An 18,017-nucleotide genomic window follows, 5' to 3' on the forward strand; every position below is an offset into this window, starting at 1 on the left:
ACATATGGCCCAAGGAGAAAACGAGAACATTATACCGATTAACATTGAGGAAGAGATGCGTGGAGCTTACATCGATTATTCGATGTCGGTTATTGTTTCCAGAGCACTTCCAGATGTGAGAGATGGCATGAAGCCAGTTCACCGCAGAATTCTTTTTGGAATGCAGGAACTGGGGGTACTTCATAATAAGCCTTATAAAAAATCAGCGAGGATTGTCGGGGAAGTATTAGGTAAGTACCACCCCCATGGAGATAGTGCAGTGTACGAAACCATGGTACGAATGGCACAAGCATGGTCGTTAAGGTACCCATTGGTGGATCCCCAAGGAAACTTCGGCTCTATCGACGGGGACAATGCTGCCGCCATGCGTTATACCGAAGCGAGGCTAAAAAGAATAGCAGAAGAACTACTGATTGACATTAACAAAGAAACAGTAGATTTCCAGCTGAACTTTGACGATTCCCTCAAAGAACCAGTGGTGCTTCCTGCCAAAATCCCAGCGTTATTGCTGAACGGAGCATCTGGGATCGCAGTAGGTATGGCTACCAACATGGCTCCCCACCAGTTGGGTGAGGTCATTGACGGTACAATAGCCTATATCGAAAACAACGAAATTACCATTGAAGAGTTGATGAAACACGTCATTGCACCTGATTTTCCTACCGGGGGGATCATTTATGGGTACAATGGTGTCAAGTCAGCTTACGAAACCGGGCGTGGCAGAGTGGTCATGCGTGGCAAAGCCACTATAGAGACGAAGGATTCGGGAAGAGAGATGATCATCATCAACGAAATCCCTTACTTGGTCAATAAGGCTAGCATGATCGAAAAAACGGCCCAATTGATCCAAGAGAAGAAACTTGAGGGGATATCTGCCATTCGGGATGAATCTGATCGTAGGGGAATGCGAATCGTCTACGAACTCAAGCGCGATGCTATCCCCAATGTCGTCCTCAACAACCTTTATAAACAAACACAGCTACAGACTTCCTTTAGTATCAACAACGTAGCACTGGTAAAAGGACGTCCCTATACGCTCAACCTAAAAGAGCTCATAGTCCACTATGTGAACCACCGCCATGAGGTGGTGACCAGAAGGACCGAATATGAGCTGAAAGAGGCAGAAAAGCGTGCACACATTCTTCAAGGATACCTGATCGCCCTGGATAACCTTGATGAAGTGATCAGCCTGATCAGAAATTCCAGAGATCCGGAGGCAGCACGTACAGGGTTAATGGAGAAGTTTGAACTGACTGAGATTCAAGCAAGAGCCATACTGGACATGAGGCTTCACCGTCTCACTGGAATGGAGCGTGAAAAGATCCAAAAAGAGTATGACGAACTCATGATCCTTATCGAGGACTTGAAAGATATCCTTGCCAAGGAGGAAAGAAGGATGGAGATCATAAAAACGGAGCTTGCAGAGATCAAGGAGAAGTATAATGATGAGCGAAGGACCACTATAGAGCATAATGCCGAGGACTTCAGCTATGAAGATATGATCCCTAATGAGGAAGTGATCATAACGGTGTCACATCAAGGTTATGTAAAAAGAACAGCACTTAAAGAATACAGGACCCAAGGAAGAGGAGGAGTAGGATCCCGTGGTGTAAGAACAAAAGACGATGATTATACAGAGTACATCTTCTCCGCCTCTACCCACAATTACCTATTGATCTTCACGGACAAGGGCAAACTCTTCTGGCTGAAAACCTATGCCATTCCAGAAGGCAGTAAAACTTCCAAAGGTCGACCTATCCAGAACCTGATCAATATCGAAAGTGACGATAAGATCAGGTCTATCATTCAGGTTACCGATCTCAGCGATGAAGATTATATCCAGAATAACTTCTTGGTAATGACCACCAAAAACGGCGTCATTAAGAAGACCACTCTGGAGCAATATTCTAGGCCTCGGTCAAATGGCATCATAGCCCTAAACATCAGGGAGGATGATCAGCTGCTGAATGTGGAGCTTACTCATGGAGATTCCCACATTATCATTGCCGCCAAATCAGGTAGAGCCATTCACTTCCATGAATCGGCTGTCAGGCCAATGGGCAGGACAGCCACTGGAGTGAAAGCCATCACTTTAAGTGACGAAAAAGACGAGGTTGTTGGCATGGTTTGTGTGAATAGAGAAGAGGCTACTTTGTTGGTAGTTTCTGAAAAAGGATACGGCAAACGTAGTGCTGTTGAAGAATACCGGATCACCAATAGGGGAGGAAAAGGCGTAAAAGCCATGAATATCACCGAAAAAACCGGTAGCTTGGTGGCCATTAAATCTGTCATCGATTCTGATGACCTCATGATCATCAATAAATCAGGAATTATCATCCGAACACCAGTTGATGCATTAAGAATCATGGGACGTGCCACCCAAGGAGTCAGGCTCATTAAGCTGAATGAAACCGACGAAATATCTTCTGTGGCCAAGGTAGAAAAGGTAGAAGAAGAGATCGAGGAAATTCAGGATCAAACAGACGAAAATCAAAACGAATCAAACGATAGCGAAAAACCAAAAGAGGAATAATTAAACAAAAATGAAGAAATTAATTTTATCATTGGCTTTGGTCGGTGTGGCTTCAACAGTTGCCTTTGGCCAAAAAAAGGTTGTTAGATCAGCTGAGAAGAACCTGAGAAAGGGAAATATTTCAGAGGCATTAACTGACATTGAAGCAGCGACGCAGGATCCAGAAACTGGTGCTGACCCAGAAACGTTTTTAATCAAAGGTAAAATTCTTACCATCCAATTTGGAGCCGATTCCTCCAATACTGAGGCTACAGTGGACAAAGGAAGAAGTGCCCTTGACGCTTTCAGAAAATCCTTGGAGATGGATGGAAATGATTCTACCAGTAAAATCGGTAAGGAAATTTATAAAGAAGTAGTTCCTGGTATTCCTGAAAACCTTCAGGGCGAAGGAATCTTCAAACTGAAAACTGCTTCAGTGGATAAAGCTATCAGTAAATATGAAAAAGAAGATAATGCAATGGCATCCAAGTTCTTTGCTATTGCTGCTGATATCGATCCTAAAGATACTTCCATTGTGTTCAATGCAGGATATACTGCTAATATGGCAGAAGATTATGATGCAGCCAAGAAGTACCTGACCATGTTACTGGACGTGCCAGAGTATAATAAATTAAATGCCTACTACTTCCTCATCCAAATCGCCAACCAGCAGGAGGATGATCAAGAAGAAGCTTACCGTCTGGTAAAAGAAGCACGTGAAGAATATCCTAACGATAAAGGTCTTTCTGAGTTTGAAATTCAGCTGTTGCTACAGTTGGAGAAAATGGACGAGGCCATGGCATCCATTAAGCAATCACTGGAAGAAGATCCAAATAATGCGCCTATCCGTTTAAGGTATGGTTACCTTAAAGAACAATCTGGTGACCTTGATGGTGCGCTGGAAGAATATTTGAAAACAGTAGAGATAGATCCTGATTTCTTCGAAGGTAATTACTATGCAGGCGCAGTTTATATAGACCAAGCCAGAGAAGTAATCAACGAAGTGAATAACCTTCCTGATGATGAGTGGGAAGCAAAATCAGACAGTATGCTTGCAGAGGCGGATGATCTGTATAAAGAAGCGATGCCGCTTTTCGAGAAGGCACATGAACTTAAGCCTGAAAATACAGAAATCATGCAAATTCTTTTTCAGATCCATACCCGTCTGAAAAATGAAGATAAAGCTGCTGAATACGATAAGAAACTCCAAGAACTTCTAGGCCCTAACTGGCTAGAAGGGGGGAATTAATTATAACATTTCTCTTTAAGAAAAGGTTGTCAATTAACATTGGCAACCTTTTTTTATGCAGTTTTGCTGTTCTGGATTTGTAATGAATCAAGCGGAAAAGCTGGGGGCTGATGGAACGCTGATGACGCAGATGATTGTGATTTGAGCTGATTTTTTGCTTAAATTGAAAAAGACAAGTAGCATAAAAAAGCCCTGGGCGTAACATCCTTAGCCTAGTAACCTGAGCTCGACTTAATTTTAGTATTAAAAGCGTCATTGCGAACCCTTTTTAGGAGGATGTGGGTTGGAAAAGGGTGTGGCAATCCCGAAATACTGAGACTGCCACGGCTTCCACCCGCTCAGAGCCCCCTCTAAGCCTCGCAGTGACGGTTTCATAATCGAACTGAGGTTAGTAGGGACAGGCGATAACGACTCCCCATGCATAAACCTGGTTGGAAAGGGACAGGTCCATAGATAATTTAACATTGCCTTGACCTAAAATCCTTTCTAAAGGGTTATTTTTGAACAACATGTATTAAAAATGCCAATGAGATTTTTATTTACTGCTATCATTTCGATAACCACCATTATTCAAGCAATGGCCCAAGTGCAAGAACAGTATGTTTTGCTAATTTCCTTGGATGGATACCGGTATGATTACACGGAAAGGTTTCATCCACCCCATATCGAACAATTCATTGCGCAAGGAACGGCTGCCGCATCGATGATCCCTTCCTTTCCTTCCAAGACTTTTCCTAATCATTATACCATTGCGACGGGAATGAAACCTGGCAACCATGGATTAGTAGACAATACCTTCTATAGCCCTGAAAAGGAAAAAATGTACCGGATCAGTGACCGTTCGGTGGTGCAAGATGGCAGTTGGTATGGAGGCACTCCCATCTGGGTACTGGCAGAGCAAAACGATGTAAAAGCGGCAAGCTATTTTTTCGTCGGGTCTGAAGCTGCTATCCAAGGGGTAAGGCCCAGTTACTATTACGATTATGACGGCACCGTTGCCAATTCGGAGAGGGTGGATAAGGTCCTGGAATGGCTGGCATTACCGTCAGCAAGTCGGCCTCGTCTGATCACGCTTTACTTTTCGGATATGGATGATACAGGGCATAAATATGGCCCAGACAATGACCAAAAGCTTCGTGAAACCATTCTTAGATTAGACGCTGAACTGGGAGAGCTCTTCGAAGGAGTAAGGCAGTCTGGACTTCCGGTGAATATAATTATGGTATCAGACCATGGTATGGCCAATGTGACCCAAGACCGGTTGATAGATTTGGAAAAACTTCTGGAACCTTTCCCTCTGGACTACTATAACGATGGGGCGCTGGCCCATCTCCATCTCAACCATCCCAATGAAAAGTACAGTATCAAAAATTCACTCCAAAAGCTCGAAGAGCATTTTAAGGTGGTGGATCCACAATCCAAACCGTATTATGGTGAAAACATCAGTTATTCTACTAGGGTGGGGGATTTACTGTTGATTCCTGACCCCGGTTATTACCTAGTCGCTACATCAGGCTTTATCAAATACCAAAATCGAGCAGCAATGTTTGACACCAAAACCTTTGGAGAGCACGGTTATGATCCCCAATGGAAAGATATGCATGCCATTTTTTATGCCAATGGACCAAGCATTAAACCCGGTCTAACCATTGACTCTTTTGAAAATATTCATGTATATCCATTGCTTTGTGAGTTATTAGGGCTTCCCATTCCAAGGGAGGTTGATGGGGAAGTTACGGTTTTGTCAGATATTTTAAAATAATACCCAAGTCATATCTTTACCTTGTGTTATTTACTTTTGCTATATTGCCTAAATAACAATACTTATATTACATGTTTTCTCATAAAAGTTAAGTATATTTTAGAATTAATTACAACCACTTATCCATAAAAGCCTAGATTACTGATGAGATCATTAATTGATTGTGCAGAAAGTGATTTGATTGTCGCTCTCAGACAAGGAGACCTTACTGCTTTCAATGAATTGTATTTTCGCTATGTGAATCACCTATTGTCTTTTGCGCAGTCTTATCTTAAGGATTTTACTGAAGCAGAGGAAATTGTCCAAGAGACTTTTATAAAAATATGGGAAAATCGGAAGCAGTTAGACTCTTCCAAGAATTTTAAATCTTACCTTTTTATTTCTGTAAGAAATTCAATTTTAAACCGTATTCGGAACCGACATAGAAACTTGAGGCTAGATGAAGTACCAGAAGAAGCTGTTCTCACCGAAAGTAAAGCAATTTATAACTTAGTTTATCAAGAACTTGAAAACACCGCCATGGGATTGATAGAGGATCTTCCTGAAGTCCAACAGAGGGTGTTTAAACTTAGTAGACTAGAAGGAATGTCCAATGATCAAATAGCAACGAAGCTAAATTTATCAAAAAGAACTATCGAACATCACATCTACTTGGCTACCAAATACCTGAAAAAACAACTGGTAAAAGATCCAACAGTCAGTTTATCTTTACTGATAAGTCTATTGGTTTAAACCCGGATTACAAGGCCTCGATAAATTACCGTAAAGTAGCTAATTTGTTTGACAAGCACATTAGGCACAATAGGGAAAGTGTCCAAAAGAACATTGCCCCCACTCAGGCTGAAAGCCTAGCTCAACACCTCCATCTAGCCATACCAAATTCCACGATATATAAGATAATGATTCCTAATGCATAAACCGGGTTAAAAATTTTCGCTCTTTGGTTTAAGTAAACCTGTCGACTTATGTGTATTGATAATAAGGACATACACATATCGCACAGTGAATAAATCTTTCATACATAAACTTTTAAATGACAAGTTAACCGATACGGATCGGGTCAAAATTCATAGATGGCTATCTAGGACAGATTCAGACAAAGAACTAAAAAGGATTTTAAAAGAGGATTGGCTTTTTTTCGAAGAAAACAATGAGAAAATAGATAAAAAAGGAGAGCCTCACCTTCATATTTTAAACAAAATCCATGGTCAAATTGACAAACAGAAATTATCCACCAAAAACAGGTCTATTTGGCATATAACTAAAGCTGTAGCTGCTTCTTTCCTATTCATCTTAAGTGCATTTTTTCTTTATAAGGAAGTGGTAGGTCCCTCTAAAACCGATACAGTAGAGCAGCATGCAATATCGAATATTGTAAAATCCACGGGACCAGGAGAAAAACTAGCTATAACCCTCCCAGATAATTCCACAGTCATCCTTAATTCCAATTCTATCTTGACTATTCCAAAAGATTTTGGTCGGAAAGATAGGGTGCTAGGTCTAGAGGGGGAAGCCTATTTTGAAGTAGCAAGTAACCCTCTAAAACCATTTAAGGTCAGATCAGGTAAATTGACCACTACAGCCTTGGGTACAGCTTTTAATGTTTTTTCCAGAGCAGAAAAGCTGGAAGTTTCTTTAACTGAGGGCATGGTAAAGGTGGCTTCACAAAAAGGTAACGTCACCTTATCTCCTGGTCAAAATGCAAAGATCCATCCATCATCCAACCAGAAAATCACTATTGGTGTTTTTGACAAAAGTAAAGTGACATCATGGAAAGAGGGCAAAATCTCTTTTGAAAACAAAACACTTAAAGAAATATTCTTACTGCTGGAAAAATGGTACGGTGTCCATATTACCGTTAAAGAACTAGATGAATCTCTGAGGGTATCCGGAACTTTTGATAATGAAAACCTAAAAAGCATTCTTACAGGCTTATCCTTTTCCCTTGATTTCAAATTTATGATAGAAAATAAAGAAGTACTCATCAACCAATAAAGCATATGAGATATAATCAAGAGTAAATTATCACCGAAAATGCACCTTTGTCCTGCCATTTTGCAGCAGTCAATTAACTATATAACCCACTAGATTATGAAAAAAAAAATACCCTACCTAATCAGAACGGTTTCTAGAAACTTATTGTATGCATTTGCCATGCAGATAATTTGTCTTTCAAGTTTAACCGCAAATGAAATAAGCACTCAAATCAAATCTATCGACAAGACATTTGTTGATGTCGAAGAAAGGAAATGGATGGTTGGAGGTTTTTTCAAGCATTTGGAAAGCAAAACAGCGTATTATTTTGTATATCCTCAAAAACTTAACCTAGACGAACATCCTATTCAAATTTCTGGTGGTCACCGATCAGTAAATGATATCTTGGTTGAAATTGCACAAAATGCGGGGTTGAAATTTAAGCAGGTTAACAATTCCATCTATGTCGGCAAAGCTAAACCGAAAGATTCTTCTGCACCGATCTCCATCCGTATTGCATTGGCAACATTAACGGGAAGAGTGTTGGATGATATTGGTGCTCCTATTCCTGGAGCAACAGTACAAATAGAAGGCACCACTTCAGGAACAGTTACTGATGTGGATGGCAATTTCACCCTTGAAGTAAACGAAGGAGATGTGGTCATCATATCATTTTTAGGATATGAAAGCCAAAAGATTACAATAGGAAACCAGAGCACAATTGAGGTGACACTTACCGAAGATCTTTCTTCCCTAGAAGAAGTAGTTGTGGTAGGATATGGTACAGCAAGGAGAAAAGATATATCCGGTGCTGTGAATACTATTGATCTGGAAGACTCGCCATTATCATTATCACCTAATACCAATCCACTTCAAGCTTTGCGCGGCAATGTTCCAGGGGTCAATGTGGGTGCCCAAAGATCTCCTGGCACTAATCCAGATATCCTAGTCAGGGGCCAGAATTCTATCAATGGATCCAATGCACCTTTGATAGTGGTCGATGGAATCATCTATTTGGGAGATCTGGCGGATATCAGCCCAGATGATATCGCATCTATGGATGTTTTGAAAGATGCCTCTTCAGCAGCAGTTTATGGTTCACGAGCAGCGAACGGCGTAATTGCAATAACCACCAAAAAGGGCAAAACCGATAAGCCGGTGATACGGTTCAATACCTCAGTTGGAATCAACCAATGGCCTAGTCCTCCAAATATGATGGATACGGATCGTTGGACGCAGAAATATGTGGCACAAACCCCTTCTATTGATTCTCCCGATGAGATTATTTTTGATGATGTAACCCGTACAGAATTATTTGCACAAGGAGTAAATACCAATTGGATGGATTTAATATCCAGGAACGGTTTCCTTCAAAATTACCAATTGGCTGTCTCAGGTAGATCCGAATCCGTTAATTACTATTTATCTGGGGGATACAATCACAACGAAGGAACTATTATTGGCGACAATTACGAGAGGATTTCAATAAGGACAAAGGTGGATGCCAATATTACTGACTGGCTGGAAGTCGGGGTTGATGGCACATACAATAGAAATGACTATTCCGATATCGGCGCCAGTGTAGGCAATGCATATGGAATATCTCCATTTGGGTATCCCTATAGATGGGACCAAATGCCAAACAATGTTGCCTCTGCTTCCGGGACGCTACTTGAGCGATATCCTACAGGGTCTTCTTTGCCAAATCCTCTGTGGGGCACCGACGGAACTATCGATGATGTAGATGTACGTCATTTTTTCAGGTTAGCCACATACGGGGTCTTGAGCGTTCCTAAAATTGAAGGATTGACCTATCGGTTTAACTTTTCAATCAACTCCTACCTTGAGATCAATGACAGGTTTTATTATGAAGACTATTATGTAGGAGAACAACTGGAACAACCATATATCGACAGGTACACACCATCAGCGCTATCCCAGCGTCTACCTCAAGCAAATGGGTACAATAACCATACAAAGAGATATTCTTATGTACTTGACAATATCATAAACTATAAAAAACAAATTGGCAATCATTATTTGGACCTGACATTGGTTGCCACTAGAGATTTTACGCACAGTAAACTTAACAGCTCAATGGGCAGTGACTATTCTGCAAACGGCAACACCTTGCTTGGTGTCAACGGAATCCATAAAGCCACCGTCCAAAGAGTAGATTTGGATATAGTGGAGAGGGCGAATATTGGATACTTAGGTCGTTTAGGTTATGCTTTTAGAGACAAATATCACCTGAATGCTACGTTGAGGAGAGATGGAGCCTCTGTCTTTGGTCAAGGTAATAAATGGGGGAATTTCCCTTCCTTAGGAGTAGCGTGGACAGCATCCGAAGAACCTTTCCTTAAGGGTTCAAAGGTCTTGGACTACCTTAAGCTAAAAGCATCGTATGGCAGAAACGGTAACCAGGGAATAAGTCCATATGGTTCTTTGGCTAGAGTGGCCAGTGGTAGTGATGGCGGTATTCGTTATGAATTTGGGGATGCGCCTTCGACCATATTATATGGCATAGCTCAGTCAAATCTGGCCAGCCCAAATTTGGGATGGGAAACCACTACTTCATTCAACGGTGGCCTTCAATCAGAATGGTTGGACAATCGCTTGCTGTTCGAATTGGATTTTTACTACTCAAAGACAACAGATCAAATTTTTCAAAGACAAATCCCTATCATGACAGGTTTTGGGTCTATTGTATCCAGCCTTGGACAAGTCAACAACCGGGGTGTAGAAGTTAACTTAAAATCGATAAACATCTCTAATGAAAAATTCAAATGGTCTTCCGGCCTTATATTTTGGCAAAACCGGAATAAAATAGTCAGTCTCTATGGTGATGACATTGATGGAGACGGGAGTGAAGATGATGATATTTCAAATGGCCTGTTTATAGGGAAGTCACTTGGTGCGATCTATGGTTATGATTTTATCGGTGTGGTTCAGGAAGACGACACAGAGTACATCGAAAATGTAGGTGCCGTTCCTGGTGATCCCAAATTCCAAGATATCAGTGGCCCAGAGGGTATTCCTGACGGCATCATCACAGCTGATTATGACAGAAAAATTTTGGGCTATAGAAAAGAGAATTTTCGATTAAGCCTATCCAATACCTTCGAATACAGTAATTTCAGCCTATATGTGATGGTTACAGGTATATTTGGTGGTGGCGAGGACAATTTCTATTTAAAAGAAAATCCCAGATATAATTCCTTCCGAGATAGATTTGACACCAATGAAATTGATCATGACTGGTGGACACCGGAAAATAAAAGTAATACCTATTTACGACCAGACTATGTAGGCACCCGGTATTTAGGCCTTCAGTCACGTGGATTTGTCCGAATACAGGATGTCAATCTTTCGTATAGAGTTCCTAGAAATATTCTCGAAAAGTACAGAATTAATTCACTGGAGCTTTATTCAAGTATTCAAAACCTACACGTCTTTACCGATTGGTTTGGAGGAGGAGATCCAGAAGCGGGAAAAAGACCAGATGACAGTCTTTATCCAGTACCAAGAACCTTTTCAATGGGGTTAAAAGTAAGTTTTTAATCAATTAAAGAAGAAAAGAATTATGAAAACCATAGCTATAAAATTTCTCCTATTGGCAGTGATGATAGTTACTGTCGCTTGTGATGATGAAGCATTCTTAACTGAAGATCCAAAAACCTTTTATACCACTGATAATATATTTTCTTCAGGAGACCAAGTGGACCAGGTGCTCATATCGATGTATTCCAGATTACGAAATTTCAGGTTTTTCAACGCTCAAATGCAAGGTGTAGGTACTGACGTGATGGATGTCCCTGAATTTAGGATTTCTACAACCTTTTCTGATTACAGTAGGATAAATGCAGAAAGCCCTGAATTCAGCACTATCTATAATTTCTACTACGAGCTCATTGCCCTTTCAAATACGGCCCTCGATGCAGCAAATCAAGACGGGGTAACATTTAACACCGAAGAAGAAAGACTGTATACCATTGCCCAAGCTAGGTTTTTTCGGGCCTATGCCCATGGTATGTTAGGTGAGTTGTTTGGAGGTGTACCTATTGTAGAAGAATTAGTTACAGAACCACGCTTTGATTATACAAGAAGTACGGTGGAAGAAACGTATCAATTTGCTATCAATGAACTAGAGGCTGTACTACCTGATTTACCTGAAACTAATCCACAATCTGGTAGAATAGTAAAGGGGTGTGCACAACATTATTTGAGTGAGTTTTATCTTGCATTAGGCATAGAAACCAATAGTTCTGATGCTTTTGATCAATCCATTAAATATTCTTCAGAAGTGATTGATGGTGGAATATACAGTTTGATGAAATCCAGGTTCGGTGCCAGAATGGGAGAGGAGAATTCTGTGACAGGTGGAGCAGATGTATGGTGGGACTTATTTAGAGTAGGCAACCAAAACTATACAGATGGTAATTTGGAAAGTATTTGGACATTTCAAGTAGATTTCGATGCTTATCTCGCAGAAGATAACCAATCTTATCTTGACTACCCCAGAAATTTCGGCCCTGTTTATCGGGCTATTGAGGGATTTGATGGAGTTGCAGCCGACGCAGGGGGTAGAGGAGTGGCTTTCTACGCTCCCTCACCATTAACAAAAGACATCATTTGGGAGGAAAATATTTCCGCAGGAGATATGCGCAATAAAAAACATAACATTAGTAGAGATATCTATTATAACGATCCTAACTACCCTGATCTTTATCAAAAACAGGTTCCACAAGAGGTGATAGATGAAGTAAATGAAGGAAGAGGATGGATATTTCCGATATTTTATAAGCTTAACACCGACAAGTTTATTGGAGTAGAGCAAGGTGAAAACAGGAGTAATATCTTTCGTGATAAATATGCTATACGCTTACCTGAAACCATTCTACTCAGAGCTGAAGCCTATTTTAGAAAAGGTGAGCTACAACAGGCAGCAGAGGACATCAACCTTATAAGGTCTCGTGCCCAATGTGAGTTTTTGGTCAGTCCACAGGATGTGGACCTGGATTTGATTTTGGACGAAAGAGCAAGAGAGCTATACGTTGAAGAAAGCAGATGGAATACTCTGCTGAGAATGAGAGGGTCAGTGGCTGTCGATCGCATTCGAGAATATACATTGCATCCTGAATTGATAAACTCTTTAAACTTCGATTATAATTTGTGGCCCATTCCACAAAGTACAATTGACAGGAACAAAGATGTGAAAATGGAACAAAATCCCGGTTGGGAAAGATAGAATATTCAAGGTCAGACATATGATAGTTTTCTCAAAAAAAATTTTACTGCTATTCATCCTACATCTTGTCTTTTTCCATGCATATGCCTATGGAACCAAACAAAATGATAGAAGAAATTTAGCAAAATCCGATACCTTAACTCATTCCTTCAAATCTCCTTCTACTAAATATGGAGTAAACTGTTGGTGGTGGTGGCTCAATGGAAATGTTGATAAGGAAGCTATTACCAAGGATTTGGAAGCCATGAAATCCCGCAACTTCCAAGGTGCAATGATTTTTGATGCTGGAGGGCATAACCAAAGAGGAAATAAGGACATTCCTGCAGGTCCATTATTTGGAGGAAATGAATGGAATGACCTATTTGTTTTTGCCTTGGAAGAAGCAGAAAGGTTAGGCTTGACTATTGGTTTTAACATACAGAGTGGCTGGAATTTGGGTGGACCTAGGGTAACTCCCCAGTATTCTGCCAAACAGCTTACCTATTCAGAATTAGTGGTTTCCCCAGACCAGGATAGTCTGGTGCTGAAGCAGCCAAAAAGTCGAAAAGGTTTTTATGAAGACGTTGCCATATTAGCATTTCCGATAAGTGAGGACTTCAAGTCTGCATCGCCTATTTATGATTTGGATTATAAATTAGGTGTCCACGAGCTGGGAGGGTCTGCTCCAGATACTAGGTTCTTACTGGATAATACGATGAGAAACCCCAGAGATTCTGCTTTGGCTATCCCATACAAGGTAAAATTGAAAGAGGTAAGGAATATTTCGGGAACATTGAAGCCTAATGGTCTTTTGGATTGGAAGGTCCCGGAAGGTAAATGGGTTATACTACGCATTGGGTATACGTGTACAGATGCAGAGGTATCCACCTCCAGTGGGGCATGGCAAGGAAATGTGTTGGACTATATGAGCAAGGAAGCCTTTGGGTTTTATTGGGCTGACGTGGTAGACCCCATATTGGAAGCCGCTGATGGACATGTAGGAAAAACCCTGAAATTTATGGAAACGGATAGCTGGGAATGCGGAGGAATGAACTGGACTACTAATTTTGATCAAGAATTTAAAGCATACCGAGGGTATAGTCTGGACAGGTATCTCCCCATCATAGCGGGTTATGTGGTGGAAGATATGGAAACTTCTTTATCATTTTTAGCTGACTTCCGAAAAACTATAGCTGACTTAGTGGCCAACAACCATTACGCAGAATTTCAGAAGCGTGCTCACAAAATAGATATGGGCATTCAGCCTGAGTCTGCTGGTCCTCATGCAGGACCAATGGACGGTATAAAAAACTATGGATTCAGTGATATTGTAATGTGTGAATTTTGGTCCCCTTCTCCTCATCGCCCATTGGAGAACAACAGGTTTTTTGTGAAACAAGCCTCATCCGCTGCACATATTTATGGTAAGAAAATCGTAGGAGCGGAATCATTCACGACTATTGGTCCCCACTGGAATGATGAACTTTGGCATGATCAAAAATCAGCTTTTGACCAAGCAATATGTGCTGGCCTAAACCGCGTTTATTTTCATACATTTACAAGCTCTCCTTCATCCATGGGAATGCCAGGACAGGAGTATTTTGCTGGCACCCATATCAACCCGCAAATAACTTGGTGGGACCAATCAAGTGCATTTATTGATTATATGCATCGCATACAGTCGGTGGTGCAGGACGGTGAATTTGTAGCTGATGTCCTTTATTATTATGGCGACCATATCCCTAATATATTTCCTTATAAACGTGCAGATCCAGCAGGCGCTAGGTTTGGATATGACTACGATGTTACTGATGAAACCATTTTCTTAAAACTAAAGGTGAATAAGGGAGAAGTGGTAGTGCCTAGCGGCTTGTCCTATAAAGTGTTAGTTCTGCCAGACCATAAAGTTTTGTCTTTGTCAAATTTAATGAAAGTTAAAAGCTTGTTGGAGGAAGGTGCTACCATCATAAGCCAAAAACCAGATAAAATGGTTAGTCTAACTGGTGGAACAGAAGGAAAAGAGGCTTTTGAATCTATTGTTTCTGCTATTTGGGGAGATAACATCCCTTTAAAAGGGGAAAAGAAAGTAGGAAATGGCACCCTCGCCTGGGGATGGACAGCAAAAGATTATTTACGTAGCAAGGGAATCACTGAAGATTTCGGAGTAGATAAGTACAATGAAAACAATGTTGATTATATCCACTATACGTTGGATAAAAAGGAGATTTATTTTGTGACCAACACCACTACCCAACGCATTTCTTTGAAACCTCGATTTCGAGTAAAAGGAAAACAACCAGAAATTTGGAATCCAATTTCGGGTGAAATAATGGAGGCTAAAGCATTTCGGCAAAACAATAACCACACCACTGTCCCATTGACCTTAGATCCTTATGGGGCTGTTTTTGTAGTGTTCAATAAAGAAACCACCATAAAACAAGGCGAAGAACATAGAAACTATTCAGATTTTCCTATCCTACAATCGATCACGGGAAGTTGGAATGTTTACTTTGATCCAAAATATAAGGGGGAAGGAAATGTGGAGTTCACAACTCTTCTAGACTGGTCTGAACACCCTAACAAGAAAATCAAATACTACTCAGGACCAGCCGTTTACAAAAAGGAGTTTAAACTGGATTTTATCCCACTCAAACAAGAACGATATTATCTCGAGTTAGGAAGTGTAAAAGATGTAGGCATAGCTGAGATCAACATGAACGGTAAAAATAAAGGCATAGTATGGACGAAACCATTCAGGGTCGACATTACCGATGCAATACGTAATGGTAAGAATACATTGGAAATAAAAGTTGTTAACTCATGGTTCAATAGGGTGGCTGGAGAAGAATTGGAAGAAGTCATCGATCCATATACCAACACCAATATAATGTTGATCAATGACTACAGGGGAAATCCACGGGAAACCATACCATTGGAAAAATCAGGACTGCTTGGCCCTGTAAGGATTGTAAAAGAGTAGGTGTATGACTTATAAGTTGCTTATTTTATAAGTGTATAATTAAGAAATTATGGTTCTATATAATTTACGTTGGGTGCTGAATTAATTTGTAATGGTCTATTGTTCCAATTAATGCTTTTACTAAATTCCCCCTTTATCTAATACAGGTTTATCAATCATAGTAACTTTAAGTAGATTTCAAATGCCCGACACATACTACTCTGTCATCAAGGGAACTGGTAAGTATATCCCTTCAAAGGTGATTAAAAATAAGGACTTTCTAAACGCTCAATTTTATAATACGGATGGAAAAAAGCTCGCAAAAACCAATGAGGAGATTATAAGGAAATTTCAGGAAATAACAGAAATAGCAGAAAGAAGATATATCGAGGACGATTATGTCACTTCTGATATGGCATTTTTTGCTGCAGAAGAAGCATTGAAATCAGCCTTATTGGATAAAGAAAAATTGGACTATATCATTGTAGCCCACAATTTTGGTGATGTCCTTAAAGACAACCAAAAATCGGACATGGTTCCCAGTCTGGCATCCCGAGTAAAATATAAGCTTCAAATCAAAAACCCTGACTGCATCGCTTATGACCTTCCCTTTGGCTGCCCTGGTTTGGTACAGGGGCTTATCCAAGGAGATTACTATATCAAATCCGGTGATGCAAAAAACATCCTAGTAATCGGCGCAGAAACGCTAAGTCGGGTTTCCGATCCACATGACATAGACAGCATGATCTATTCCGATGGAGCTGGTGCCATTATCCTTCAGTCACAGGAATCTGACTCACCCGTCGGGATACTTACCCATAAAACCCGGACAGACACCCTGAATGAAGCAATGCTGTTACGAATGGACTTGTCTTATAATCCAGATTACAAAGATGATACCTTGTTCATGAAAATGAATGGGCGTAAACTGTACGAATATGCCTTGAATACTGTTCCAAGTTTGGTCAAGGCGACCATAGATAAGGCAGGGTTGGACATCAGGGATATCAAAAAGGTCCTTATCCATCAGGCAAATGCCAAAATGGATGATGCCATACTCCACCGGGTCTTCAAGCTATATGGTATGCAAGAAGATCCGAGAGAGATTATGCCCATTACCATCAGTAAACTGGGCAACAATTCTGTGGCAACTGTACCGATTTTATTGGATATGCTGCTCTGTGGGGAGATAGAACGACACCATATTAATTCTGGAGACCATGTGATCTTCGCCTCCGTAGGTGCCGGCATGAATGTCAATGCGGTCTTATATCGATTTCCTTAATCTGGCATTTATATCCTACAGGGATTGATTTGACACATTCAGCGCAGGGAATATAAATCAGGAAAATAGTGCCAGTATCCTCATAGTACATATATTGGTAAATTATAAAAATGACTATCCGTGATTTTGCACGTAGTGGAATAATTATATAATATGATTTCGAAAGTTAAGGAGGTCCCTTGGTGAGACCGGTTTAAGAAAAATGAGCAGGCCGTTAAGAAAGTGAATTAGCTCGCGTCGTGGAACAGCGAGATCCATTCATTTTCAGGCCGGAGCATTTTTCTTAAATTAAATTGGGTACCGTATTGCCCTCACAGGAAAGCATGTTCTACCCAATTTAAAGATCTCACCACTGGACTAGATTTTTGGTTCTTTTCATCAATGGAAAAGAACGGGAAAACAATTTATCAATATCAATTAAGTTTGGCTACGTGTATGATTCCGGAGACTCATAATTATAAATTGGAATGAGGATTCAAGCCAAATAAAATTCACCAATAATTTTTGATATTCTCTTATCATACTAACTTTGTAACTACGTACAAGACTTTAGGGGTGTTCCGATGATCTATCGGGACTGAGACATACCCTCCGAACCTGATCCCGGTAATGCGGGCGAAGGGAAAAGTGAAGCGTCCTTCCGAGCGATTATCTTCATTCCTGAAGTTTTTTTATTCATTTACAAAAATTGAAATTCTTATGAATTTTATCCTAAATGGTGAGCCAATAGTGCTTACAGAAAGGGAATTGTCTTTGTCAGGAATGCTCCAACAACAACAAATCGATGCCAGTCGAGGCATGGCTGTGGCCGTCAATGACCAAGTCATCCCCAAATCCAACTGGGACAATTACCACCTCTCAGAAAACGATCAAATCCTCATCATCAAAGCCACCCAAGGCGGGTGAGGGAAAATACGAAGGTAGCCCTTATCAGCTGTCAGTCTCTATAACTTGAGTTCGATTTGGAATTCGTCTCCGCACAGTGGTAGGAGCATGTACCGTTACGCTTAGCGCTGAACTTGAGACCAGAAAAGGGGCTGTCTGATGCA

Annotated in this window: 10 protein-coding genes and 1 riboswitch; all 10 genes read left to right on the forward strand. The window is 40.6% G+C overall.

Features of this window, described 5'->3' with window-relative positions:
• Window positions 1-4: 4 nt before the first annotated feature.
• Window positions 5-2,533 carry a DNA gyrase subunit A gene (gyrA, locus tag DN752_RS00115; RefSeq protein WP_112782094.1) on the forward strand — a complete coding sequence of 843 codons (2,529 nt, stop codon included), beginning with the start codon at window positions 5-7 and terminating at the stop codon, window positions 2,531-2,533.
• Between the two features lie 10 nt (window positions 2,534-2,543).
• Window positions 2,544-3,761, forward strand: a complete 1,218-nt coding sequence (locus tag DN752_RS00120) for a tetratricopeptide repeat protein (protein ID WP_112782095.1) — start codon at window positions 2,544-2,546, stop codon at window positions 3,759-3,761.
• Between the two features lie 526 nt (window positions 3,762-4,287).
• Window positions 4,288-5,523 carry an alkaline phosphatase family protein gene (locus DN752_RS00125; RefSeq protein WP_112782096.1) on the forward strand — a complete coding sequence of 412 codons (1,236 nt, stop codon included), beginning with the start codon at window positions 4,288-4,290 and terminating at the stop codon, window positions 5,521-5,523.
• Between the two features lie 144 nt (window positions 5,524-5,667).
• On the forward strand, window positions 5,668-6,255 hold the full coding sequence (locus DN752_RS00130; RefSeq protein ID WP_245949402.1) for an RNA polymerase sigma-70 factor: 588 nt from the start codon (window positions 5,668-5,670) through the stop codon (window positions 6,253-6,255).
• Between the two features lie 270 nt (window positions 6,256-6,525).
• Window positions 6,526-7,518, forward strand: a complete 993-nt coding sequence (locus DN752_RS00135) for a FecR family protein (RefSeq protein ID WP_162633054.1) — start codon at window positions 6,526-6,528, stop codon at window positions 7,516-7,518.
• A gap of 96 nt (window positions 7,519-7,614) precedes the next feature.
• A complete protein-coding gene (locus DN752_RS00140; protein WP_112782098.1) occupies window positions 7,615-11,058 on the forward strand; it encodes a SusC/RagA family TonB-linked outer membrane protein in 3,444 nt (1,147 codons plus the stop codon).
• Window positions 11,059-11,080: 22 nt separating this feature from the next.
• Window positions 11,081-12,745: a RagB/SusD family nutrient uptake outer membrane protein gene (locus DN752_RS00145; RefSeq protein WP_112782099.1), complete on the forward strand. Its 1,665-nt coding sequence runs from the start codon at window positions 11,081-11,083 to the stop codon at window positions 12,743-12,745.
• A 19-nt stretch (window positions 12,746-12,764) separates the two neighbouring features.
• Complete coding sequence (locus DN752_RS00150) at window positions 12,765-15,704, forward strand: glycosyl hydrolase (RefSeq protein WP_112782100.1); 2,940 nt, start codon at window positions 12,765-12,767, stop codon at window positions 15,702-15,704.
• 181 nt (window positions 15,705-15,885) lie between these two features.
• Entirely contained in the window at window positions 15,886-16,968 is a 1,083-nt protein-coding gene (locus DN752_RS00155) for a 3-oxoacyl-ACP synthase III family protein (RefSeq protein WP_112782101.1), read from the forward strand.
• 541 nt (window positions 16,969-17,509) lie between these two features.
• Window positions 17,510-17,609, forward strand: a riboswitch (TPP riboswitch).
• Window positions 17,610-17,667: 58 nt separating this feature from the next.
• Window positions 17,668-17,874: a sulfur carrier protein ThiS gene (gene thiS / locus DN752_RS00160; RefSeq protein WP_112782102.1), complete on the forward strand. Its 207-nt coding sequence runs from the start codon at window positions 17,668-17,670 to the stop codon at window positions 17,872-17,874.
• The last annotated feature ends 143 nt before the right edge of the window (window positions 17,875-18,017 follow it).

The sequence above is a fragment of the Echinicola strongylocentroti genome (assembly GCF_003260975.1).
Classification (GTDB): Bacteria; Bacteroidota; Bacteroidia; order Cytophagales; family Cyclobacteriaceae; genus Echinicola; species Echinicola strongylocentroti.